24 protein-coding genes are annotated in these 21,500 nt (G+C 60.2%); 1 reads left to right on the top strand and 23 read right to left on the bottom strand.

Annotated features, from left to right (window positions below; all coding sequences use genetic code 11):
* Positions 1-108: 108 nt before the first annotated feature.
* From bamB to trmJ, 18 genes are all read right to left on the bottom strand, one after another.
* Positions 109-1,260, bottom strand: a complete 1,152-nt coding sequence (gene bamB / locus BLU24_RS06915) for an outer membrane protein assembly factor BamB (RefSeq protein ID WP_093098583.1) — start codon at positions 1,258-1,260, stop codon at positions 109-111.
* On the bottom strand, positions 1,253-1,894 hold the full coding sequence (locus BLU24_RS06910; protein ID WP_090286019.1) for a tetratricopeptide repeat protein: 642 nt from the start codon (positions 1,892-1,894) through the stop codon (positions 1,253-1,255). Before BLU24_RS06910 ends, bamB begins: the two co-directional genes overlap by 8 nt.
* A 41-nt stretch (positions 1,895-1,935) precedes the next feature.
* Positions 1,936-3,225, bottom strand: a complete 1,290-nt coding sequence (gene hisS / locus BLU24_RS06905) for a histidine--tRNA ligase (protein ID WP_090286022.1) — start codon at positions 3,223-3,225, stop codon at positions 1,936-1,938.
* Between the two features lie 22 nt (positions 3,226-3,247).
* Positions 3,248-4,357 carry a flavodoxin-dependent (E)-4-hydroxy-3-methylbut-2-enyl-diphosphate synthase gene (ispG, locus tag BLU24_RS06900; RefSeq protein WP_090286025.1) on the bottom strand — a complete coding sequence of 370 codons (1,110 nt, stop codon included), beginning with the start codon at positions 4,355-4,357 and terminating at the stop codon, positions 3,248-3,250.
* A 3-nt stretch (positions 4,358-4,360) separates the two neighbouring features.
* The gene (locus BLU24_RS06895) at positions 4,361-5,398 is read right to left on the bottom strand and encodes a RodZ domain-containing protein (protein ID WP_093098580.1); all 1,038 of its coding nucleotides are present in this window, start codon (positions 5,396-5,398) and stop codon (positions 4,361-4,363) included.
* The gene (pilW, locus tag BLU24_RS06890; RefSeq protein ID WP_090286029.1) at positions 5,398-6,156 is read right to left on the bottom strand and encodes a type IV pilus biogenesis/stability protein PilW; all 759 of its coding nucleotides are present in this window, start codon (positions 6,154-6,156) and stop codon (positions 5,398-5,400) included. Before pilW ends, BLU24_RS06895 begins: the two co-directional genes overlap by 1 nt.
* A 12-nt stretch (positions 6,157-6,168) precedes the next feature.
* Positions 6,169-7,317 (bottom strand): 23S rRNA (adenine(2503)-C(2))-methyltransferase RlmN, encoded by a 1,149-nt coding sequence (gene rlmN, locus BLU24_RS06885; RefSeq protein WP_093098577.1) that lies wholly within the window; start codon positions 7,315-7,317, stop codon positions 6,169-6,171.
* Between the two features lie 28 nt (positions 7,318-7,345).
* Positions 7,346-7,771 carry a nucleoside-diphosphate kinase gene (gene ndk / locus BLU24_RS06880; RefSeq protein WP_024014216.1) on the bottom strand — a complete coding sequence of 142 codons (426 nt, stop codon included), beginning with the start codon at positions 7,769-7,771 and terminating at the stop codon, positions 7,346-7,348.
* Positions 7,772-7,858: 87 nt separating this feature from the next.
* Positions 7,859-8,059 (bottom strand): Fe-S cluster assembly protein IscX, encoded by a 201-nt coding sequence (iscX, locus tag BLU24_RS06875; protein WP_016773328.1) that lies wholly within the window; start codon positions 8,057-8,059, stop codon positions 7,859-7,861.
* A 14-nt stretch (positions 8,060-8,073) separates the two neighbouring features.
* Complete coding sequence (gene fdx / locus BLU24_RS06870) at positions 8,074-8,415, bottom strand: ISC system 2Fe-2S type ferredoxin (protein WP_007916885.1); 342 nt, start codon at positions 8,413-8,415, stop codon at positions 8,074-8,076.
* The gene (hscA, locus tag BLU24_RS06865; protein WP_093098574.1) at positions 8,415-10,280 is read right to left on the bottom strand and encodes a Fe-S protein assembly chaperone HscA; all 1,866 of its coding nucleotides are present in this window, start codon (positions 10,278-10,280) and stop codon (positions 8,415-8,417) included. The genes fdx and hscA overlap by 1 nt, the downstream gene beginning before the upstream one ends.
* A 51-nt stretch (positions 10,281-10,331) precedes the next feature.
* A complete protein-coding gene (gene hscB, locus BLU24_RS06860; protein WP_016773325.1) occupies positions 10,332-10,853 on the bottom strand; it encodes a co-chaperone HscB in 522 nt (173 codons plus the stop codon).
* A gap of 8 nt (positions 10,854-10,861) precedes the next feature.
* A complete protein-coding gene (gene iscA, locus BLU24_RS06855; RefSeq protein WP_010565230.1) occupies positions 10,862-11,185 on the bottom strand; it encodes an iron-sulfur cluster assembly protein IscA in 324 nt (107 codons plus the stop codon).
* Positions 11,186-11,219: 34 nt separating this feature from the next.
* Positions 11,220-11,606, bottom strand: a complete 387-nt coding sequence (iscU, locus tag BLU24_RS06850) for a Fe-S cluster assembly scaffold IscU (RefSeq protein ID WP_003227907.1) — start codon at positions 11,604-11,606, stop codon at positions 11,220-11,222.
* A 101-nt stretch (positions 11,607-11,707) separates the two neighbouring features.
* A complete protein-coding gene (locus BLU24_RS06845) occupies positions 11,708-12,922 on the bottom strand; it encodes an IscS subfamily cysteine desulfurase (protein WP_093098571.1) in 1,215 nt (404 codons plus the stop codon).
* A gap of 47 nt (positions 12,923-12,969) precedes the next feature.
* The gene (gene iscR / locus BLU24_RS06840) at positions 12,970-13,461 is read right to left on the bottom strand and encodes a Fe-S cluster assembly transcriptional regulator IscR (RefSeq protein WP_003227911.1); all 492 of its coding nucleotides are present in this window, start codon (positions 13,459-13,461) and stop codon (positions 12,970-12,972) included.
* Positions 13,462-13,700: 239 nt separating this feature from the next.
* Positions 13,701-14,477, bottom strand: coding sequence for a serine O-acetyltransferase (cysE, locus tag BLU24_RS06835; protein WP_093106487.1), 777 nt, complete (start codon positions 14,475-14,477; stop codon positions 13,701-13,703).
* 3 nt (positions 14,478-14,480) lie between these two features.
* Positions 14,481-15,251: a tRNA (cytosine(32)/uridine(32)-2'-O)-methyltransferase TrmJ gene (gene trmJ, locus BLU24_RS06830; RefSeq protein ID WP_090286037.1), complete on the bottom strand. Its 771-nt coding sequence runs from the start codon at positions 15,249-15,251 to the stop codon at positions 14,481-14,483.
* Between the two features lie 145 nt (positions 15,252-15,396).
* Between trmJ and suhB the strand changes: the two genes are divergently transcribed.
* The gene (gene suhB, locus BLU24_RS06825) at positions 15,397-16,215 is read left to right on the top strand and encodes a type III secretion system regulator SuhB (RefSeq protein ID WP_090286039.1); all 819 of its coding nucleotides are present in this window, start codon (positions 15,397-15,399) and stop codon (positions 16,213-16,215) included.
* 248 nt (positions 16,216-16,463) lie between these two features.
* Here the strand turns inward: suhB and BLU24_RS06820 are convergent, their stop codons facing one another.
* The 5 genes from BLU24_RS06820 to tgt all read right to left on the bottom strand — a co-directional run bounded on the left by BLU24_RS06820 (position 16,464) and on the right by tgt (position 21,489).
* On the bottom strand, positions 16,464-17,012 hold the full coding sequence (locus BLU24_RS06820) for a glycine zipper 2TM domain-containing protein (protein ID WP_007956693.1): 549 nt from the start codon (positions 17,010-17,012) through the stop codon (positions 16,464-16,466).
* A 121-nt stretch (positions 17,013-17,133) separates the two neighbouring features.
* Positions 17,134-18,048 (bottom strand): protein translocase subunit SecF, encoded by a 915-nt coding sequence (gene secF, locus BLU24_RS06815; protein ID WP_093098568.1) that lies wholly within the window; start codon positions 18,046-18,048, stop codon positions 17,134-17,136.
* Between the two features lie 9 nt (positions 18,049-18,057).
* Positions 18,058-19,926 (bottom strand): protein translocase subunit SecD, encoded by a 1,869-nt coding sequence (secD, locus tag BLU24_RS06810; RefSeq protein WP_093098565.1) that lies wholly within the window; start codon positions 19,924-19,926, stop codon positions 18,058-18,060.
* 65 nt (positions 19,927-19,991) lie between these two features.
* Positions 19,992-20,330, bottom strand: coding sequence for a preprotein translocase subunit YajC (gene yajC, locus BLU24_RS06805; RefSeq protein WP_016773317.1), 339 nt, complete (start codon positions 20,328-20,330; stop codon positions 19,992-19,994).
* A 43-nt stretch (positions 20,331-20,373) separates the two neighbouring features.
* Positions 20,374-21,489: a tRNA guanosine(34) transglycosylase Tgt gene (tgt, locus tag BLU24_RS06800; protein ID WP_172833245.1), complete on the bottom strand. Its 1,116-nt coding sequence runs from the start codon at positions 21,487-21,489 to the stop codon at positions 20,374-20,376.
* Between the last annotated feature and the right edge of the window lie 11 nt (positions 21,490-21,500).

Below are 21,500 nucleotides of genomic sequence, written 5' to 3'. Positions count from 1 at the left end.
AACAGCATCGCGTTCATTCAGGCTGTACGCGTCAACCTTGACGCTTTTCGCGAGCAGGCTCGCTCCTACAAGTGAAGCTGCCTGGGGTGTCAACCCCAAGCATAGTTGTTACTTGATGGTCAGGGCTTCCAGTTTGCCGCTGTTGCCATACACATAAATCGTGTCGCCCACCACCAGCGGACGGGCACGCAGGCCGTCGCTGTCGATGCGCTCACGGCCGACGAAACGACCGTCAACCTGACTCAGCAGGTGCAGATAACCTTCCAGGTCACCCACTGCAACATAGCTGGAGAACACTTCCGGAGCCGACAGCTGGCGGCGAGCCAGCGCATCGTTGCTCCACAACGCGGTGGTGGAACGCTCATCGACGCCTTCAACGGTGCCTGAGGACAGGCTCACGTAGACGCTGCCGAACCCCTGAGCGATACCGGCGTAGCTCGAGGCATCGCGCTGCCAGAGTTGACGACCGCTTTCCACGTCCAGTGCCGCGACGCGTCCCTGATAGCTGGCCACGTACAGCGTACCGCCGGACAGCAGCAGACCGCCGTCGATGTCGACCACGCGCTCCAGTTCCGAACGACCCTGTGGAATGGCGATGCGCTGTTCCCACACCGGCACGCCGTTGGAAATGTCCAGGGCGACCACTTTACCGGTCGACAGGCCAGCCAGCGCCAGACGGTTGGTCACCAGCGGTGCACTGGTGCCCCGCAGGGTCAGTACCGCCGGCGTGCTGTCATACACCCAGCGCTGATTACCGGTGGACGCATCCAGACCGATCAGACGATCGTCCTGGGTCTGCACCACCACCACGTCACCGTTGTTGGCCGGCGGCGCGAGGACTTCACTGTTGACGCGAGCACGCCACTTCTCTTCACCATTGCTGGTGTCCAGAGCGACGACTTCGCCACGCAGGGTGCCGATCAATACCAGACCGTAACCAACACCAACGGCGCCGGACACAGGCAGTTCGAGATCCTGTTTCCATTTCACGTCGCCATTGCTGCGATCCATGGCCATGACCACGCCGGTGACATCGGCGGCATAGATGGTGTCACCATCGATCGCCGGTACCAGCATGTTGTAGGTTTCGCCCTGACCGTCACCGATCGAACGACTCCACTGCTTGTGCAGAACCACTTCTTCTTTGAAGTCGGTCAGTTCAGCCGGTGGCAATTCTTTCTTGCTGTTGCTGCTGCAACCCGCGGCCAGAAGGGCCAGAGCCAGCAATGCTGCATGCTTCCAACGGATCACGTCACGCATCCCCTTTGGCCAGGTCGTCGAGCTTGATTTGAAGGCCACCGACTGCCGCTTCATCCGACAGTGCTGCCTTGGCTTTTTGATACGCCTTGTTCGCGTCATCGGTACGGCCCAGCTTCACCAGCAGGTCGCCCTTGAGTTCTTCGCGAGTGGCCAGGAACGCTTTGTCGGCATCGCCGTCGAGCAGCTTCAGGGCGTCTTCGGTCTTGTCCTGCGCGCCCAGCACCTGCGCCAGACGCTGACGGGCGATCTCGCCCAGCGCCGGGTTGGCCGGTTTGTCGACGATGGCTTTCAGCTCGGTGGCCGCATCGTCCAGCTTGCCGCTGTCGACCGCGACCTTGGCGACGAACAGGCTGCCGTACTGCGCATAGGCAGAGCCGCCGAATTCGCTGTTGAGCTTGCCGGCCAGGTCCGCAACGCGCGCGGCGTCTGGCTTGCCGTCAGGCGTCAGGGTGGTTTCCAGCAATTGCTGATAGAGCACCGAAGCGCCTTGCGACTGGTTGCTCTGATACTTGTGATAAGCCTGCCAGCCGAACACGATGACCAGCGCCAACAGGCCGCCGGTGACCAGAGGTTTGCCGTTGCGTGTCCACCAGTCCTTCAAATCCGCCAACTGTTCGTCTTCGGTACTCGACACCCCAATACTCCTTAATCGCTAAATCGGCTGTTAAGACAGCTTCAACCCTGCACGACGCAGGTGGCCAGGTGAGCGGCGAGCGCATCCCAGGCAATGCTTTGTTGTTCGCCCTGGCCACGCAGGGGTTTGAAACCTACCACTTGCTGGGCCATCTCGTCGTCGCCGAGGATCAGTGCGTACAGCGCACCGCTCTTGTCGGCTTTCTTGAACTGGCTCTTGAAGCTGCCGGCACCGGCATTGACTTGCAGGCGCAGGTTTGGAAGTTGATCGCGAATCCGCTCGGCCAGGGCCAGACCGGCCAGCTCCGCCTGCTCACCGAAGGCGCACAGGTAGACGTCAACCTGACGGGAGATTTCTGCCGGGATCTGCTCGAGGGTTTCGAGCATCAACACCAGACGCTCGATGCCCATGGCGAAACCGACGCCGGTGGTCGGCTTGCCGCCCATCTGCTCGACCAGACCATCGTAACGGCCGCCCGCGCACACGGTACCCTGGGCGCCTAGCTTGTCGGTGACCCATTCGAAAACGGTTTTGCTGTAGTAATCGAGGCCGCGCACCAGTTTCGGGTTGAGCACGTATGGAATGCCGACCGCGTCCAGCCGCGCCTTCAGGCCTTCGAAGTGAGCACGGGACTCGTCGTCTAGGTAGTCGGCCATTTTCGGCGCATCGACCAGTACCGCCTGAGTGTCGGCGTTCTTGGTGTCGAGCACGCGCAGCGGGTTGGTTTTCAGACGGCGCTGGCTGTCTTCGTCGAGCTTGTCGTGGTGCGCCGAGAGATACTCGACCAGCGCTTCACGATAACGCCCGCGGGACTCGCTGGTGCCGAGGCTGTTGAGTTCGAGCTTGACCGCATCACGAATGCCCAGCTCGCCCCACAGGCGCCAGGTCATGATGATCAGTTCGGCGTCGATGTCCGGACCGTCGAGGTTGAACACCTCCAGACCGATCTGGTGGAACTGACGATAACGGCCTTTCTGCGGGCGCTCGTGGCGGAACATCGGGCCGATGTACCAGAGTTTCTGCACCTGACCGCCGCCGGTGATGCCGTGTTCGAGCACAGCGCGCACGCACGCCGCCGTACCTTCGGGACGCAAGGTCAGCGAATCGCCGTTGCGGTCTTCGAAGGTGTACATCTCTTTTTCGACGATATCGGTCACTTCACCGATCGAGCGCTTGAACAGCTCGGTGAACTCGACGATCGGCATGCGGATCTGCTTGTAACCGTAGTTGTCCAGCAGACGCGCAACAGTGCCCTCGAAATAACGCCACAGCGGGGTCTGTTCGGGCAGGATGTCGTTCATGCCACGAATGGCTTGCAGAGACTTGCTCACAAAAATTCCTTAATTCGTTCGATCAGCCGCGCGCGATAACCGCTGCGTCAGCTTCGACCTTTTCGGCCGCTTTCTCGCGGATCAGCCGTTCCAGCTCATCCACCAGATTGTCATTCGTCAGTTTCTGCGACGGCTTGCCATCGATGTAAATCAGGTTTGGCGTGCCGCCGGTCAAGCCGATGTGGGCTTCCTTGGCTTCGCCGGGGCCGTTGACCACGCAACCGATCACCGCGACATCCAGCGGGACCAGCAGGTCTTCAAGGCGCCCTTCCAGCTCGTTCATGGTTTTCACCACATCGAAGTTCTGCCGCGAGCAGCTCGGGCAGGCGATGAAGTTGATGCCACGGGAGCGCAGATGCAAAGACTTGAGAATGTCGTAACCGACCTTCACTTCCTCGACCGGGTCGGCCGCCAGCGAGATGCGGATAGTATCGCCAATCCCTTCGGCGAGCAGCATACCTAGGCCGACGGCGGATTTCACTGTGCCCGAACGCAATCCACCGGCTTCGGTGATACCCAGGTGCAGCGGCTGGACGATTTCTTTCGCCAGCAGGCGGTAGGCTTCGACGGCCATGAACACGTCGGAGGCCTTCACGCTGACCTTGAAGTCCTGGAAATTCAGGCGTTCAAGGTGTTCAACGTGACGCAAGGCGGATTCAACCAGCGCCGCCGGAGTCGGTTCGCCGTATTTCTTTTGCAGGTCTTTTTCCAGCGAGCCGGCGTTGACCCCGATGCGGATCGGGATGCCACGATCACGCGCGGCATCGACCACCGCACGCACACGGTCTTCGCGACCGATGTTGCCCGGGTTGATGCGCAGGCAGTCCACACCCAGTTCGGCCACGCGCAAGGCTATGCGGTAATCGAAGTGAATGTCGGCCACCAGCGGCACCTTGACCAGCTGCTTGATCTTGCCGAACGCCTCGGCGGCGTCCATGTCCGGCACCGAAACGCGAACGATGTCGACGCCGGCGGCTTCCAGACGGTTGATCTGCGCAACGGTGGCGGCGACGTCATTGGTGTCGCTGTTGGTCATGCTCTGCACCGCGATTGGCGCATCGCCGCCCACCGGTACGTTGCCGACCCAGATCTTGCGCGAAACGCGACGTTTGATTGGAGATTCGCCGTGCATGACTTATTGACCCAACTTCAGGCGAGCAGTCTCGCCACTGGTGAACGGAGCGATATCGACCGGCTGGCCGTTGTAGCTGACCTGTGCGGCGCGAGCGACACCCAGGCGGACGTTGAGCGGCGGCTTGCCGGCCACGGTCACGCTGTCGCCTTTGTGTTTCAGACCGCTGAAAATTACCTTGCCACGGCCGTCGGTCACCTGCGCCCAGCAATCGGCGCTGAATTGCAGCTGGACCTGACCTTCGCCGGCAACCGGGGCAGCCGCTTCAGGGCTGGCCGCAGGTGCGACGGGCGCGGTTGGAGCGGCGACGGTTGGCGCCGGCGTTGCGACGTTCGGCGCCGGAGCGGTGGGCGCGGCTACGGATGGCGCAGGGGTATGAGCCGTGGCGGTCGGGGCGGTCGGCGCCACCGGTGCTACTGGCGCGGTGGCCGGCGCAGTGGCTTCGGCACCGGTCGATTCGGCGCTGGTTTCGGATTGCGGCAATGCCAGCGCGGTCGAGCTGTCGGCCTGGTTTTCTTCGACAGCCTGGTCTTCCGGCTCGTCGATCGGATGAATCTGCGTAGTGCCGTCCGCGCCTTCAACTTCGACGTGCTCCGGTGCGAGAGCGGCCAGATCCTTGGTGCGCAGCGAGGTCTGATCCTGCCACCAGACGAAACCGCCGCCGATGACCGCGATCAGCAACAGCAGGCTGACGATACGCAAAATGGTGTGGGAAACCCGCACCGGCTCTTCGATACGACCGAGGGCGTGAACGTTGCTGCCCTGCGAATCGGTGCCGGTGGACTGGTCGAATTGCTGGACCAGCACGCTCTGATCCATGCCGAGCAATTTGGCATAGGCGCGAATGTAGCCGCGGGCGAAGGTATGCCCCGGCAGCTTGTCGAACGCGCCGGCTTCAAGATTGCTCAGGGAAGTCACGGTGAGGTTGAGCTTGAGGGCCACTTCGGCCAGCGACCAGCCATTGCTTTCGCGGGCCTGGCGCAGGGTCTCACCGGGGTTAACGCGATTCGCTGCTACAACTTCGGGATGCGCCGCTTTCATCATTGCTCCGACAGGTATTGCTGATATTCCGGCGTACCGGGATAGAGTCGTTTTAATTGCAGGCCGTAACTGGCGGCCTTGTCGCGATCTTCAAACACTTTTGCCAGCCGAACGCCGAGCAATAGACTACGTGCATTCTGTTCGGTCAACTGGCTGAAACGGTCGTAGAAGTCACGCGCGGGCACATAATGCCTGTCTTCGAAGGACAACTCAGCCATTTCCAACAGCGCGCGCGGTTGTTGACGGTTCAAACGCAGTGCTTTTTCCAGTTGCTGCTGCGCCAGATCGCGCTGCCCAAGCTTCGCTGCAGTCATGCCGAGGTTCTCGAACACCCGCGAACGCTCAGGATACAGGGTATCGGCGGCAGCCTGTTCAAATCGCTCGTAGGCTTCTTTATAGCGCTGTTCTTCGTAGAGAAAACTGCCGTAGTTGTTGAGGATGCGCGCATCGGCGGGACGCGAGGACAGGGCCTTGCGAAAGTGCTCGTCGGCCAGCTGGGGCTCCATCTCGGACTGAAACACCAGACCGAGCGCCGCATTGGCGTCTGGATCGGAATCGTCGAGTTCCAGGGCCTTTTTCAATGGCACCTTGGCCCGCTCGGTCATCCCCTGCTGCAGGTAACCCAGGCCCAACTGCACGTAGGCAGCCCGCGCTTCATCGCGGCCCTTGCTGGTCTTCATCGGGTTGTAGTCACCCGACAGGACACAACCAGCACACAGGCTGGCCAACAGCAACAGCAGCGCAAAGCGCAGGGACATAGAGATCCTCTCTTAGTGAGTGTTCGTGGCGTTCTGAGCCAGATCGCTGTCGGCGCTCAACTCACGCACAGCGATGTAACGTTCACTGCGACGGGTGCGATCCAGCACCTGCCCTACCAATTGACCACATGCAGCGTCGATGTCTTCACCACGGGTGGTGCGCACGGTGACGTTGAAACCGGCCTGATGCAACTGGTCCTGAAAGCGGCGAATGGCGTTGTTGCTTGGCCGCTCGTACCCGGAATGCGGGAACGGGTTAAACGGGATCAGGTTGATCTTGCACGGAATGTCTTTCAGCAACTCGATCATTTCCACCGCATGCTCAAGCTTGTCGTTGACGTCCTTGAGCAAGGTGTACTCGATGGTCAGCACACGTTTCTCGCCGAGGGCGGACATGTAGCGCTGGCACGACTCGAGCAGCATCTTAAGCGGATATTTCTTGTTGATCGGCACCAATTGGTTACGCAATGCGTCATTCGGTGCATGCAGGGACAACGCCAGAGACACGTCGATGTGCTTGGCCAGCTCATCGATCATCGGCACCACGCCCGAGGTGGACAGGGTCACGCGGCGCTTGGAGATCCCGTAGCCGAGGTCATCCATCATCAGGTGCATGGCGGCGACGACGTTGTCGAAGTTCAGCAGCGGCTCGCCCATGCCCATCATCACCACGTTGGTGATGGCGCGGTCGACGGTGGCCGGGACGCTGCCGAAAGATTTGTTGGCAATCCACACCTGGCCGATGACTTCGGCGGCGGTGAGGTTGCTGTTGAAGCCTTGCTTGCCGGTGGAGCAGAAACTGCAGTCCAGGGCACAGCCTGCCTGGGACGAAACGCACAGAGTGCCGCGTTTGCCCTGGGGAATGTACACGGTCTCGACGCAGCTGCCGGACGCCACGCGCACCACCCATTTACGGGTGCCGTCGCTGGAGATGTCCTCGCTGACCACTTCCGGACCACGCACTTCGGCAATGGCCTTGAGCTTGTCGCGCAAGGCCTTGCTGACGTTCGTCATGGCGTCGAAATCATCTACGCCAAAGTGGTGAATCCATTTCATTACCTGACCGGCACGGAAACGCTTCTCCCCGATTGAGTCGAAGAATTTTTCCATTTCCGGCTGGGTCAGACCCAGCAGGTTGGTTTTCACAGTCGATATCGTCATGGATTCACCTTCACTCTTAAGCCAATGCTTAGCGAGTGGTTACTTCAGTAGCTGCGAAGAAGTAAGCGATTTCGCGAGCAGCAGCGGCTTCGGAGTCCGAACCGTGAACAGCGTTGGCGTCGATCGACTCGGCGAAGTCAGCACGGATGGTGCCGGCAGCCGCTTCTTTAGGGTTGGTAGCGCCCATCAGCTCACGGTTGCGAGCGATGGCGTTTTCGCCTTCCAGAACCTGAACGACAACCGGGCCGGAAGTCATGAAAGCAACCAGGTCACCGAAGAAACCGCGCTCGCTGTGCTCAGCGTAGAAGCCTTCGGCTTCGGCTTTGGACAGTTGCTTCAGTTTCGAAGCTACAACGCGCAGGCCAGCGTCTTCGAAGCGAGTGGTGATCTTGCCGATCACGTTTTTAGCAACGGCGTCAGGCTTGATGATGGAGAAAGTACGTTGAACAGCCATGGTGTAACTCCAGAAACGGTAATTTGCGAAAAATTAAACCCGCGAATTATACGCGGGTTCTTGGGTATTGCCTAACCTGCGAGACGATCAGTCCAATTCTGCGGCCCAAAGCTCCTGAACCGCTTCGAGCACCTTCTCGCCGACCCGGCCAGAAGTCGCATCGAAGTCAGGCAGCTCAAGGATCATTTGCTGCAGACGGACGAAACCTACCGAGTACGGATCGAGCCCTTCGTGGGCCTCGGCCAGCTCTTCGGCAATGCGTTGAACATCATTCCAACCGTAGCTCATGACAGTATTACCAGTCAGTGCGGCGCTTCGGCCGCATGGTTAAGCGAATATTTCGGAATCTCGACGGTGATGTCTTCTTCACCGACGATGGCCTGACAGGCCAGACGCGATTGCGCTTCCAGGCCCCAGGCGCGATCGAGGAAATCTTCTTCCAGCTCATCGGCCTCTTCCATCGAGTCGAAACCCTCGCGGATGATGCAGTGGCACGTGGTGCAGGCGCAGACGCCGCCGCAGGCACTTTCCATCTCGATGTGGTGTTCGTGGGCAAGCTCGAGAATCGAGGTGCCGGGCGCAGCCTCGACCACCATGCCTTCAGGGCAGAACTTCTCGTGGGGCAGAAAAATGACCTGCGGCATCAGATATCCTCGATTTCATTCAGGTTGCGCCCCGACAGAGCGGCTTTGACCGTCTGATCCATGCGGCGGGCAGCAAAAGCATCGGTCACTTGCGACAGACGCTTGGTCTGCTGCTCGATGGCATAACCATCGGTGCCTTTCATCAGTTCGGCCAGTTCTTGCATCTGCAGGTCGATGACCATGCGCTCTTCGGCGTCGAGCAAACGCTCGCCATCCGCCTCCAGAGCGCCATGCACCGCTTCGAGCAGGCGCTGGGCATCGACTTGCTGCTCACGCAGAACGCGGGCGACCTTGTCGTCACTGGCGTACTGGAACGAATCCTTGAGCATTTTGGCGATTTCGCCGTCGGTCAGACCGTAGGACGGCTTGACCTGAATGCTCGCCTCGACACCCGAACCCAATTCGCGGGCGGAGACGCTGAGCAGACCGTCGGCATCGACCTGGAAGGTCACACGAATCTTCGCCGCGCCAGCCACCATCGCTGGAATACCGCGTAATTCGAAGCGCGCCAGAGAGCGGCAATCGCTGATCAGCTCGCGCTCACCCTGCAACACGTGGATCGCCATGGCCGACTGGCCGTCTTTGTAGGTGGTGAAATCTTGCGCGCGAGCGACGGGGATGGTGGTGTTGCGCGGAATCACCTTCTCCATCAGGCCGCCCATGGTTTCCAGGCCTAGGGACAATGGAATCACATCGAGCAGCAGCAGTTCGCCGCCATCGCGCTTGTTGCCGGCCAAGGTGTCAGCCTGGATCGCAGCCCCGATGGCCACCACTTGATCCGGGTCGATTTCGGTCAGCGGCTGGCGACCAAAGGCTTCGGCGACCGCTTCGCGAACACGCGGCACACGGGTCGAACCGCCGACCATGACCACAGCGTGGACGTCTTCCAGCTCGATGCCGGAGTCGCGAACGGCGCGGCGGCAGGCTTTCAGGCTGCGCGCGACCATCGGCTCGATCAGCGCATCGAAGGCTTCGCGAGTCAGCTGGGCCTTCCAGTCTCCATAAGCCACTTCAACACTGGCCGCATCGGTCAGGGCTTCTTTGGCCGCACAAGCGGTTTGCAGCAGATTGCGTTGTGCACCCGGATCGAGATCGGCGGACAGCCCGGCGCTCTCGATGATCCAGCCGGCAATCGCGTGATCGAAGTCATCGCCGCCCAGCGCGCTGTCGCCGCCAGTGGCCAGAACCTCGAACACACCGCCGGTCAGGCGCAGAATCGAAATATCGAAGGTACCGCCGCCCAGGTCATAAATGGCGACCAGACCTTCGGCATGCTGGTCAAGACCGTACGCCACCGCAGCGGCGGTCGGCTCGTTGAGCAGACGCAGCACGTTCAGACCGGCGAGTTTTGCCGCATCTTTGGTGGCTTGACGCTGGGCATCGTCGAAATAGGCAGGAACGGTAATCACCGCACCAACCAGTTCGCCGCCCAAGGTCGCTTCAGCGCGCTGACGCAGGACCTTGAGGATATCGGCGGAGACTTCGACCGGGCTTTTCGGGCCCTGCACGGTATCGATGAACGGCATGTGCGACTCGCCACCGACGAAGCGGTACGGCAGTTGCTCGCCCAATTGCTTGACGTCGGACAGACCACGACCCATCAAGCGCTTGACCGACAGCACGGTGTTCAAAGGATCCGCGGCGGCGGCCAGCTTGGCCGACTCGCCGACTTCGATGCGATCGGCGTGATAGCGCACGGCGGACGGCAGGATGACCTGCCCTTCGGCATCGGCCAGCGGTTCGGAGACTCCGCTGCGCAACGCAGCGACGAGCGAATTGGTAGTGCCCAGGTCGATGCCGACAGCCAGACGACGCTGGTGCGGTTGAGGACTTTGGCCGGGTTCGGCGATCTGCAGTAGAGCCATGGTAATCAGGTCTTGTCTGTCTATCAGGCGTGCAATCAGGGCAGCACTGGGTTAATCGTCGAGGCGCTCTTCTAGCTGGCGCACTTCGTAGGTGAGCTTGTCGAGGAACTGCATGCGCCGCATCAGGCGTTCGGCCTGTTCGCGTTGCGCCGCATCATCCCAACAGGCTGCGAAGCTTTCATTGAGCTGTTCCTGAGCGGCCTTGAGGCGACGCTTGAATACCGCGACACCATCGAGATCGGCACTGTCCTGCAGATCTTCGAGCTCTTCGCGCCATTGCATCTGCTGCAAAAGAAACTCGGGATCGTGGACGGTGACTTCCATCGGCACTTCATGCCCGCTGATCTTCAGCAGGTAGCGCGCACGCTGGGCCGGGCTCTTGAGCGTCTGGTAGGCGTCGTTGAGCCGCGCGGACTGCTCAAGCGCCGAACGCTGCTCGCGCTCGGACGCGTCGGCGAAGCGGTCTGGATGAACCCCGCGCGCCAGCTCGCGATAGCGCGTGGCCAACTGCTCGAGATCCAGACGGAAGCTCGGTTGCAGCTCGAATAAAGCGAAATGACAAGGAATACCCACGACAAGCCTCAGATGTTGAAGCTTTCGCCGCAGCCGCATTCACCGCGTACGTTGGGGTTGTTGAACTTGAAACCTTCGTTCAACCCTTCCTTGACGAAATCGAGCTCGGTGCCGTCCAAGTAGGTCAGGCTTTTCGGGTCGATGATCACTTTTTCGCCGTGACTCTCGAACACCTGATCTTCCGCAACCACCTCGTCGACAAACTCCAGCACGTAGGCAAGGCCGGAACAGCCTGTGGTGCGAACACCCAGACGAATCCCTTCACCTTTGCCGCGCCCGTCGAGGGAGCGCCGCACGTGCCGAGCAGCCGCTTCTGTCATGCTGATAGCCATCGTTGACTCCTTACTCGTCGCCAGATCCAGAAAGTCAGATCAAGCCTTTCTTCTGCTTGTAATCGCGAACAGCCGCTTTGATAGCGTCTTCAGCCAGTACCGAGCAGTGGATTTTCACTGGCGGCAGGGCCAGTTCTTCGGCCAGCTGGGTGTTCTTGATGGTTTCGGCTTCGTCCAGGGTCTTGCCCTTCATCCACTCGGTGGCGAGGGAGCTGGAAGCGATGGCCGAACCGCAGCCGTAGGTCTTGAACTTGGCGTCTTCGATAACGCCCTGATCGTTGACCTTGATTTGCAGACGCATCACGTCGCCGCACGCCGGAGCGCCGACCATGCCGGTGCCGACATCAGGATCTTCCGCGTTCATCTTGCCGACGTTGCGCGGGTTTTCGTAGTGGTCGATGACCTTTTCGCTGTAAGCCATGATTCTCAATCCTCACTCATCAGGGCCGCTCTTGAGACCCTGCAACTGCGCTGCGTGAACCGCCGCGTCGCTACAGGATCTGTATCCGGCGGCTTCTTTGGTTAGTGTGCCGCCCACTCGATTTTCGAGATATCGACGCCATCTTTGTACATGTCCCACAGCGGCGACAGAGCGCGCAGCTTGGTAACCGCCTCGCAGACTTTCTGCGCGGCGTAGTCGATTTCTTCTTCGGTGGTAAAGCGGCCGAAGGTAAAGCGGATCGAGCTGTGTGCCAGTTCGTCGTTGCGGCCCAGGGCGCGCAGTACGTACGAAGGCTCCAGCGACGCCGAGGTGCACGCCGAACCGGACGATACCGCCAGATCCTTGAGCGCCATGATCAGCGACTCGCCTTCAACGTAGTTGAAGCTCAGGTTCAGGTTGTGCGGAACTCGGGCGGTCAGGCTGCCGTTGACGTAGAGCTCTTCCAGATGCTCGACCTGCTTGTAGAAACGATCGCTCAAGGCTTTGATGCGTACGTTCTCGGCAGCCATGTCTTCCTTGGCCACACGGAACGCTTCGCCCATGCCGACAATCTGGTGGGTCGCCAGGGTACCGGAACGCATGCCACGCTCGTGACCGCCGCCGTGCATGGTCGCTTCGATGCGCACACGCGGCTTGCGGCTGACGTACAGCGCGCCGATGCCTTTGGGACCGTAGGTCTTGTGCGCGGAGAACGACATCATGTCGACTTTCAGTTTCTGCAGATCGATGTCGACCTTGCCAGTAGACTGAGCGGCGTCGACGTGGAACAGCACACCCTTGGAGCGCAGCAGTTCGCCGATTGCAGCGATGTCGTTGACGGTGCCGATTTCATTGTTCACGTGCATCACCGACACCAGAATGGTGTCTTCGCGCAGTGCCGCATCGATCATCGCCGGAGTGATCAGACCGTCTTCGGTCGGCTCAAGGTAAGTCACTTCGAAACCTTCGCGCTCCAGTTGGCGCATGGTGTCGAGAACGGCCTTGTGTTCGATCTTGCTGGTGATCAGGTGCTTGCCCTTGGAGGCGTAGAAATGTGCCGCACCCTTGATTGCCAAGTTGTCGGACTCCGTGGCACCGGAGGTCCAGACGATTTCGCGCGGATCGGCATTGACCAGATCGGCCACCTGACGACGGGCGTTTTCGACCGACTCTTCAGCCTTCCAGCCAAACACGTGGGAGCGCGAAGCCGGGTTGCCGAAGTTTCCGTCAACCAGCAGGCATTCACTCATTTTTTGCGCAACACGCGGATCAACCGGGGTGGTCGCAGAGTAATCAAGGTAAATCGGCAATTTCATGGACTATCTCCTAAATCAGGGCTGGCGTGCCGTTGGCTCTCTGGCGGTCATTCGACGGCGGACGCTTCAATCTTGTCCAGGCGTGGCGCCTTGCTGTTGCAACGGCGCTGGTCCTGACGCTGGGCTACTTCTTGCACCTCACGGCGAGTCACAAGATCAGCCAAGCTGATACCACTTAGAAATTCGTGAATCTGCAGGCTCAGGTCGCACCACAGATGGTGGGTCAGGCAGGTGTCGCCGGAATGGCAATCGCCCTGGCCCTGGCACTTGGTGGCGTCGACCGATTCGTTCACCGCATCGATCACCTGGGCAACCTGGATGCCCTGCATGTCGCGGGACAACTGGTAGCCACCACCCGGACCGCGAACACTGGAAACCAGGTTGCTGCGACGCAGTTTGGCGAACAGCTGTTCGAGGTAGGACAGGGAGATGCCTTGGCGCTCGGAGATATCGGCCAGGGACACCGGCCCGTGCTGCGCGTGCAACGCCAGGTCAAGCATGGCGGTCACGGCGTATCGGCCTTTTGTAGTCAGTCGCATGGACAGTTACCACGGAGTTCAGAATGGGCGGGAGTATGCAATTCCCGAGCATTTAAGTCAACTATAAGACCTAGTGCTTTAGTCGGGTTTACCCGCAAAAGAGCGCGCGCACTATAGCAAAGGCCCGCGGCGTACAGCCAGCGCAACCGTGTAATCGTTCATCGCGAGCAGGCTCACTCCTACAGGGGAACGCATTTCAAATGCAGGAGTGAGCCTGCTCGCGATAGCAGCACCGCGATTTAACTGACCTGACTCTGATCTTTGCCCTTCACACAGGCAAAGTCTTCTTCACGCAGCTCAGGCAGATCTTTCGCACAGTAATTGCTGCCCAGATCCTTCAACGCGCCGCACATGCCTTCCAGTCGTCCGTCGACCGCTTGCAGGTGATCGAGTAACTGGCCGATGGCGCGCGCCACTGGGTCGGGCATGTCTTCGCTGACGCCATAGGCATCGAAACCGATCTTCTCGGCCATGGCCTTGCGCTTGGCGTCCTGCTCTTCATCGGACTTGATGATGATGCGCCCGGGAATCCCCACCACGGTGGCGCCCGGCGGCACTTCCTTGGTCACCACCGCGTTGGAACCGACCTTGGCACCGGCACCAACCGTGAACGGACCGAGCACCTTCGCGCCTGCACCGACCACCACACCGTCGCCCAGCGTCGGATGGCGCTTGCCCTTGTTCCAGCTGGTGCCGCCAAGGGTCACGCCCTGATAAATGGTCACGTCGTCGCCGATCTCGGCGGTCTCACCGATAACGATGCCCATGCCGTGGTCGATGAAGAACCGACGGCCGACCTTGGCGCCCGGATGAATCTCGATGCCGGTCAGCCAGCGGCCGAAGTTCGACACCAGCCGCGCCAGCCACTTCAGATCGTTGCGCCAGAGCATGCCAGCCAGGCGATGAATCCAGATCGCATGCATGCCGGGGTAGCAGGTCAGGACTTCAAAAGCGTTACGCGCCGCCGGGTCTCGATGGAATACGCTCTGGATATCTTCACGCAAACGCTCAAACATCATTCAGTCCTTCCGCTTAAGAAGCTCACCACGGGCCGCTTTCTGGGTTTCCGTGAGAATGCCCCGCAAAATATTCATTTCCGCCCGGCTGACCGAGCTGCGCCCGTACAACCGGCGCAGGCGTGCCATCAAGTGCCGGGGCTTTTCCGGGTCGAGAAATTCGATCGCGACCAATGTCTGCTCCAGATGCTCATAAAAGCGCTCCAGCTCATCCATGGTCGCCAGCTCGGCACTTTTTACCGAAGCCACTTCTTCTTTCTCGACCTTGCTCGGCTGCCCCTGCGAGGCCAGCCAGGCCATGCGCACTTCATAACTCAACACCTGCACCGCCGCCCCCAGGTTCAGCGAACTGAACGTCGGGTCGGAAGGGATGTGCACGTGAAAGTGACATCGCTGCAGCTCTTCGTTGGTCAGGCCGGAATCTTCACGACCGAACACCAAAGCGATTTCGGCGCCCTGCCCGGCTTCTTCGATGACTTTGGTTCCGCATTCACGCGGATCGAGCAGCGGCCAGGGAATACGCCGATCCCGCGCACTGGTACCGAGGACCAGATTGCAGCCGACCAGCGCGTCTTCCAAAGTGGCGACGACTTGCGCGTTTTCAAGGATGTCTCCGGCACCGGATGCTCGGGCATCGGCTTCGTGGTGCGGAAACTGGCGTGGCTCGACCAGCACCAGACGCGACAGACCCATGTTTTTCATGGCGCGCGCGGCCCCGCCGATGTTTCCGGGGTGGCTGGTATTGACCAGGACGACACGAATGTTCTGCAGCAAGGGAGGCGCTCTCGGACATTGGAAAGGGGGGCAAATCTTACAGAACAGCCTACCGTTAAGCTATGAAAGCGAACAGCGTCCTTCACCTGAAGAAAAGTTCTGATAGAATGCGCGGCTTTCTTTAACAACCTTAGGTGACACATCCATGCAGCCCATGCTGAATATCGCGCTGCGCGCCGCCCGCAGCGCCAGTGAACTGATCTTCCGCTCCATCGAGCGCCTGGATACCATCAAGGTCGACGAAAAAGACGCCAAGGATTACGTATCCGAGGTCGATCGCGCCGCCGAACAGAAAATCATCGATGCCCTGCGCAAGGCTTACCCGAATCACTCGATCCGGGGTGAAGAGACCGGCCTGCACGCCGGCACCGGCATCGAAGGCGAAGAGTACCTGTGGATCATCGATCCGCTGGACGGCACCACCAACTTCCTGCGTGGCATTCCGCACTTCGCGGTCAGCATCGCCTGCAAATACCGTGGTCGCCTGGAACACGCTGTGGTTCTGGACCCGGTGCGCCAGGAAGAATTCACCGCCAGCCGTGGTCGCGGCGCACAACTGAACGGTCGTCGCCTGCGCGTCAGCGGCCGCACCAGCCTTGACGGCGCCCTGCTGGGTACCGGCTTCCCGTTCCGTAACGACCAGATGGACAACCTCGACAACTACCTGGGCATGTTCCGCTCCCTGGTCGGCCAGACCGCCGGCATCCGCCGCGCTGGCGCAGCGAGCCTGGACCTGGCTTACGTCGCTGCCGGTCGTTTCGATGCATTCTGGGAGTCGGGTCTGTCCGAGTGGGACATGGCGGCAGGCGCCCTGCTGATTCAAGAAGCCGGCGGCCTGGTGAGCGATTTCACCGGCGGTCACGACTTCCTTGAAAAAGGCCACATCGTTGCCGGCAACACCAAATGTTTCAAGGCAGTGCTGACGGCGATCCAGCCGCACCTGCCGGCCTCGCTGAAGCGCTAAGCTTCGGACGAATCAGAAAAGCACCCTTCGGGGTGCTTTTTTTATGCCCGCAATTTGCGTCCTGACACCCCACAAATCCAATGCAGGAGTGAGCCTGCTCGCGATAGCGGTGTTTCAGCCACCACCTGTTTTGAATGATAAATAGCTATCGCGAGCAGGCTCACTCCTACAAGGGATTGTTGTGCCGGTGGAATTGCAGGCACAAAAAAAGCACCCCGGAGGGTGCTTCTTTTCAAACCAGTGAAACCTTACTGACCCGGCTCGTTCTGCGACAGGATCAGCTTGCCTTCCTTGTCGACCGGAATCTGGTTGCCCGGATCGCGGTCCATCCGCACTTTGCCTTCCTTGCCATCGAGCGAGTAACGCACGTCGTAACCGACGACCTTGTCGCTGATGTCATTGACCGTGTTGCAGCGGGTTTGCGTGGTGGTGTAGGTGTCACGCTCCTGCATGCCCTCCTGCACCTTGTTGCCCGCATAACCACCACCGACCGCACCGGCCACCGTGGCAATCTTCTTGCCGGTGCCGCCGCCAATCTGGTTACCCAGCAAACCACCGGCCAGCGCGCCAACCACGGTCCCGGCGATCTGGTGTTGATCTTTCACCGGTGCCTGACGGGTCACCGTTACATCCTTGCAAACTTCACGTGGAGTCTTGATCTGTGTCTTGACCGGCTCAACGGCTAGCACTTGCGCATACTCAGGGCCGCTTTTAACCAGGCTGTAGGTGGCAACAGCACCCCCGGCTGTAACACCGACAGCACCCAATACCGCACCAACCAGCAACGACTTGTTCACATGAACCTCCTGACCATCACATGCGGGACGCGCCCGCGCTTCTCCCAGCCTTGGAGCACAAAAAAAGGCGCGAGTTCAACTCGCGCCTTTCGTGGCCTGACAGCCGGAGTTTCGAGGGCCGTTATGGACGGTCGTCGACTTCCTGCTCGGTGTTGGCCGGAGGAATCAGATCCTCTGTAGTCAGGTTCAGCCAGATCAGCACGACGTTGGCGATGTAGATCGACGAGTACGTACCTGCCAGCACGCCGATGAACAGCGCGATGGAGAAGCCGAACAGGTTGTCGCCGCCAAAGAACAGCAGCGCCGCGATCGCCAGCAAGGTCGAGATCGACGTCGCCATGGTGCGCAGCAGGGTCTGGGTGGTCGAGATGTTGATGTTCTCGATCAGCGACGCCTTGCGCAGGACACGGAAGTTCTCGCGCACCCGGTCGAACACGACGATGGTGTCGTTCAGCGAGTAACCGATGATCGCCAGTACCGCCGCCAGCACCGTCAGGTCGAAGGTGATCTGGAAGAACGACAGGATACCGATAGTCACGATCACGTCGTGGATCAGCGACACGATGGCGCCGACCGCGAATTTCCACTGAAAGCGGAAAGCCAGGTAGATCAGGATGCCACCGAGCGCCAGGAGCATGCCGAGGCCGCCCTGGTCGCGCAACTCTTCACCGACCTGCGGACCGACGAACTCGACACGCTTGACCGTCGCCGGGTTGTCGCCGCCGACTTTCTGCAGCGCTTCGGCGACCTGATGGCCGAGCTGCGGGTCTTCACCCGGCATGCGCACCAGCAGGTCAGTGGTGGCACCGAAGTTCTGCACGATGGCTTCGTGGTAACCCGAGGTCGCCAACTGCTCGCGGACCTTGGTGACATCGGCCGGACGCTCGTAGGTCAGCTCGATGAGCGTACCGCCGGTGAAGTCCAGGCCCCAGTTCATGCCTTTGGTGACAACGCTGAATACCGCCAGCAGGGTCAGAAAAACCGTGACGCCGAACGCGAAGTTGCGAACGCCCATGAAGTTGATTGTACGTAACATGGCAGCCCCTTAAATCCACAACTTCTTGAAGTCACGTCCGCCAAAGATCAGGTTGACCATTGCGCGGGTCACCATGATGGCCGTGAACATCGAGGTAAAGATCCCGAGGGACATGGTCACTGCGAAGCCCTTCACCGGGCCGGTGCCCATGGCGAAGAGAATGCCGCCGACCAGCAAGGTGGTCAGGTTGGCGTCGAGAATCGCGGTGAATGCCCGGCCGAAGCCTTCGTTGATTGCACGCTGCACGGTCATGCCGGCGGCGATCTCTTCACGGATCCGCGAGAAGATCAGCACGTTGGCGTCGACCGCCATACCCATGGTCAACACGATACCGGCGATGCCCGGCAGGGTCAGCGTGGCACCCAGCAGCGACATCAGCGCCAGCAACAACACCATGTTCACCGCCAGCGCGACGGTGGCGATAACGCCGAAGAAGCGGTAGATGGCGATGATGAACAGCGACACGAACAGCATGCCCCACAGCGACGCGTCGATACCTTTGGTGATGTTGTCAGCACCCAGGCTCGGACCGATTGTGCGCTCTTCAGCGAAGTACATCGGCGCCGCCAGACCACCGGCACGCAGCAGCAGGGCCAGTTCGGACGATTCGCCCTGGCCGTTCAGGCCGGTGATACGGAACTGCGCACCCAGCGGCGACTGAATGGTCGCCAGGCTGATGATCTTCTTCTCTTCCTTGAAGGTCTGCACCGGCACGTCTTTCTCGACGCCGTTGACGACCTGCTTGGTGTAAGTCGTCACCGGGCGCTGCTCGATGAAGATCACCGCCATGCTGCGACCCACGTTGGAACGGGTCGCGCGGCTCATCAGCTCGCCACCGTGGCCATCCAGACGGATGTTCACTTCCGGCGTGCCGTGCTCGCCGAAACCGGCCTTGGCGTCGGTGACCTGGTCACCAGTGATGATCAGACCACGCTCGATCTGCGCTGGCGGACGATTGCCTTCGCGGAATTCGAACGACTCGGAAGTGGCTTTCGAAGCGCCCGGCTCAGCGGCCAGACGGAACTCAAGGTTGGCCGTCTTGCCGAGAATACGCTTGGCTTCGGCAGTGTCCTGCACGCCCGGCAGTTCAACCACGATGCGGTTGGCACCCTGACGCTGAACGATCGGTTCGGCAACACCCAGCTCGTTGACGCGGTTACGTACCGTGGTCAGGTTCTGCTTGATGGAGTATTCACGGATTTCCGCCAGCTTGGCCGGGGTCATCGCCAGACGCAGCACCGGTTGACCGTTGAGGTCGGCCGGAACAATGTCGAAATCGTTGAAGTTCTTGCGGATCAGGCTGCGAGCCTGTTCGCGGCTGTCTTCGTCAGCGAAGCCCAGCTGAATGGCACCGCCCAGTTGCGGCAGGCTGCGATAACGCAGCTTTTCTTTGCGCAGCAGGCTCTTGACGTCGCCTTCGTAGACTTTCAGGCGTGCATCGAGGGCTTTGTCCATGTCCACTTCAAGCAGGAAGTGCACACCACCGGACAAGTCCAGACCCAGCTTCATCGGGTGCGCGCCCAGATTGCGCAGCCATTGCGGAGTGGTCTGTGCCAGGTTCAGCGCAACGACGTAGTCATCACCCAATGCCTTGCGCACAACGTCCTTGGCCGGCAGCTGATCTTCAGCCTTGCCCAGACGGATCAGACCACCCTTGCCGCCCGAGGTCAGCGTGGCTGCCTTGACGTTGATGCCGGATTCTTTCAGCGCCGTGCTGACGCGATCCAGATCGGCCTGATTGACCTGCAGGGCCGTGCTGGCGCCGCTGATCTGAATGGCCGGGTCATCGGGGTAAAGATTGGGAGCGGAATAAATCAGACCGATCGCCAGCACCGCCAGGATCAGAATGTATTTCCACAGAGGGTATTTGTTCAGCATCACGCCGCCCGTTATGAACGCGGGGCGCCTTGCGCGCCCCGTCGATTGAGTAGAAGTTGTTGCTTTTAGATCGCTTTCAGCGTGCCTTTTGGCAGCGTGGCGGCGATGGCGCCTTTCTGGAACTTCATTTCAACGGTGTCGGAGACTTCCAGAACCACGAAGTCATCGGCAACCTTGGTGATCTTGCCGGCGATGCCGCCAGTGGTCACGACTTCGTCGCCTTTCTGCAGGCTGCTCAGCAGGTTCTTCTGCTCTTTGGCGCGCTTGGCCTGTGGACGCCAGATCATCAGGTAGAAGATGACCAGGAAGCCGACCAGGAAAATCCACTCGAAGCCGCCGCCCATTGGGCTTGCAGCAGCCGGTGCAGCTGCGTCAGCCATGGCGTTAGAGATAAAAAAGCTCATTTAGCACTCCAGTTGCAAATGTTGAATCTTGGGGTCAGAAAACTCAGTCCAAAGGCGGAACGGGAAGTCCGCGTTTGGCGTAGAAGGCATCGACAAAGGCGGCCAATGTACCCTGTTGAATAGCCTCGCGCAAACCAGCCATCAGCACCTGATAATGGCGCAAGTTATGGATGGTATTGAGCATGCTGCCGAGCATTTCGCCGCACTTGTCCAGGTGATGCAGATAAGCGCGCGAGAAGTTCTGGCAGGTATAGCAATCGCAGGTCGGATCCAGCGGCGATTCATCATGGCGATGAAACGCGTTACGGATCTTCAGCACGCCAGTATCAATGAACAGATGCCCATTGCGGGCATTACGGGTTGGCATCACGCAATCGAACATGTCCACACCGCGGCGCACACCCTCAACCAGATCTTCCGGTTTGCCAACGCCCATAAGGTAACGAGGTTTGTCAGCGGGCATCTGGCCCGGCAGGTAGTCGAGCACTTTGATCATTTCGTGCTTCGGCTCGCCCACCGACAGGCCGCCGATGGCGAGGCCGTCGAAGCCGATCTTGTCGAGGCCTTCGAGCGAGCGCATGCGCAGGTTTTCATACATGCCGCCCTGGACGATGCCGAACAGCGCCGCGGTGTTGTCGCCATGGGCGTTCTTCGACCGCTGGGCCCAGCGCAACGACAGCTCCATCGATACGCGGGCGACATCTTCATCGGCCGGGTACGGCGTGCATTCGTCGAAGATCATCACGATGTCGGAGCCGAGATCGCGTTGCACCTGCATCGATTCTTCCGGGCCCATGAACACTTTCGCGCCATCGACCGGCGAGGCGAAGGTAACGCCCTCCTCCTTGATCTTGCGCATCGCACCGAGGCTGAACACCTGGAAGCCGCCGGAATCGGTCAGGATCGGGCCTTTCCACTGCATGAAATCATGCAGGTCGCCGTGCTCCTTGATCACCTGCGTGCCGGGACGCAGCCACAGGTGGAAAGTGTTGCCAAGAATGATCTCCGCGCCCGTGGCGACGATGTCACGCGGTAACATGCCCTTGACCGTGCCGTAGGTGCCGACCGGCATGAATGCTGGCGTCTCGACGGTGCCACGGGGGAAGGTCAGGCGACCACGGCGAGCCTTGCCATCGGTGGCCAGCAGCTCAAAGGACATTCGACATTCGC

Source organism: Pseudomonas sp. Z003-0.4C(8344-21) (assembly GCF_900104975.1).
Taxonomy (GTDB): Bacteria; Pseudomonadota; Gammaproteobacteria; order Pseudomonadales; family Pseudomonadaceae; genus Aquipseudomonas; species Aquipseudomonas granadensis.
The sequence above is the reverse complement of the archived record's forward strand: the minus strand, read 5'-3'. Positions and strand labels throughout refer to the sequence as shown.

What these genes read in the sequence shown, in the direction of transcription:
- BLU24_RS06845 (WP_093098571.1), bottom strand. Translation starts at nt 12,922, where the DNA reads ATGAAATTGCCGATTTACCTTGATTACTCTGCGACCACCCCGGTTGAT.
- secF (WP_093098568.1), bottom strand. Translation starts at nt 18,048, where the DNA reads ATGTTACGTACAATCAACTTCATGGGCGTTCGCAACTTCGCGTTCGGC.
- tgt (WP_172833245.1), bottom strand. Translation starts at nt 21,489, where the DNA reads ATGTCCTTTGAGCTGCTGGCCACCGATGGCAAGGCTCGCCGTGGTCGC.
- iscU (WP_003227907.1), bottom strand. Translation starts at nt 11,606, where the DNA reads ATGGCTTACAGCGAAAAGGTCATCGACCACTACGAAAACCCGCGCAAC.
- fdx (WP_007916885.1), bottom strand. Translation starts at nt 8,415, where the DNA reads ATGCCGCAGGTCATTTTTCTGCCCCACGAGAAGTTCTGCCCTGAAGGC.
- rlmN (WP_093098577.1), bottom strand. Translation starts at nt 7,317, where the DNA reads ATGACGATATCGACTGTGAAAACCAACCTGCTGGGTCTGACCCAGCCG.
- iscX (WP_016773328.1), bottom strand. Translation starts at nt 8,059, where the DNA reads ATGAGCTACGGTTGGAATGATGTTCAACGCATTGCCGAAGAGCTGGCC.
- secD (WP_093098565.1), bottom strand. Translation starts at nt 19,926, where the DNA reads ATGCTGAACAAATACCCTCTGTGGAAATACATTCTGATCCTGGCGGTG.
- iscA (WP_010565230.1), bottom strand. Translation starts at nt 11,185, where the DNA reads ATGGCTATCAGCATGACAGAAGCGGCTGCTCGGCACGTGCGGCGCTCC.
- ispG (WP_090286025.1), bottom strand. Translation starts at nt 4,357, where the DNA reads ATGCACGGCGAATCTCCAATCAAACGTCGCGTTTCGCGCAAGATCTGG.
- ndk (WP_024014216.1), bottom strand. Translation starts at nt 7,771, where the DNA reads ATGGCTGTTCAACGTACTTTCTCCATCATCAAGCCTGACGCCGTTGCT.
- pilW (WP_090286029.1), bottom strand. Translation starts at nt 6,156, where the DNA reads ATGTCCCTGCGCTTTGCGCTGCTGTTGCTGTTGGCCAGCCTGTGTGCT.
- cysE (WP_093106487.1), bottom strand. Translation starts at nt 14,477, where the DNA reads ATGTTTGAGCGTTTGCGTGAAGATATCCAGAGCGTATTCCATCGAGAC.
- iscR (WP_003227911.1), bottom strand. Translation starts at nt 13,461, where the DNA reads ATGCGACTGACTACAAAAGGCCGATACGCCGTGACCGCCATGCTTGAC.
- bamB (WP_093098583.1), bottom strand. Translation starts at nt 1,260, where the DNA reads ATGCGTGACGTGATCCGTTGGAAGCATGCAGCATTGCTGGCTCTGGCC.
- yajC (WP_016773317.1), bottom strand. Translation starts at nt 20,330, where the DNA reads ATGAGCTTTTTTATCTCTAACGCCATGGCTGACGCAGCTGCACCGGCT.
- suhB (WP_090286039.1), top strand. Translation starts at nt 15,397, where the DNA reads ATGCAGCCCATGCTGAATATCGCGCTGCGCGCCGCCCGCAGCGCCAGT.
- BLU24_RS06895 (WP_093098580.1), bottom strand. Translation starts at nt 5,398, where the DNA reads ATGAAAGCGGCGCATCCCGAAGTTGTAGCAGCGAATCGCGTTAACCCC.
- hscA (WP_093098574.1), bottom strand. Translation starts at nt 10,280, where the DNA reads ATGGCTCTACTGCAGATCGCCGAACCCGGCCAAAGTCCTCAACCGCAC.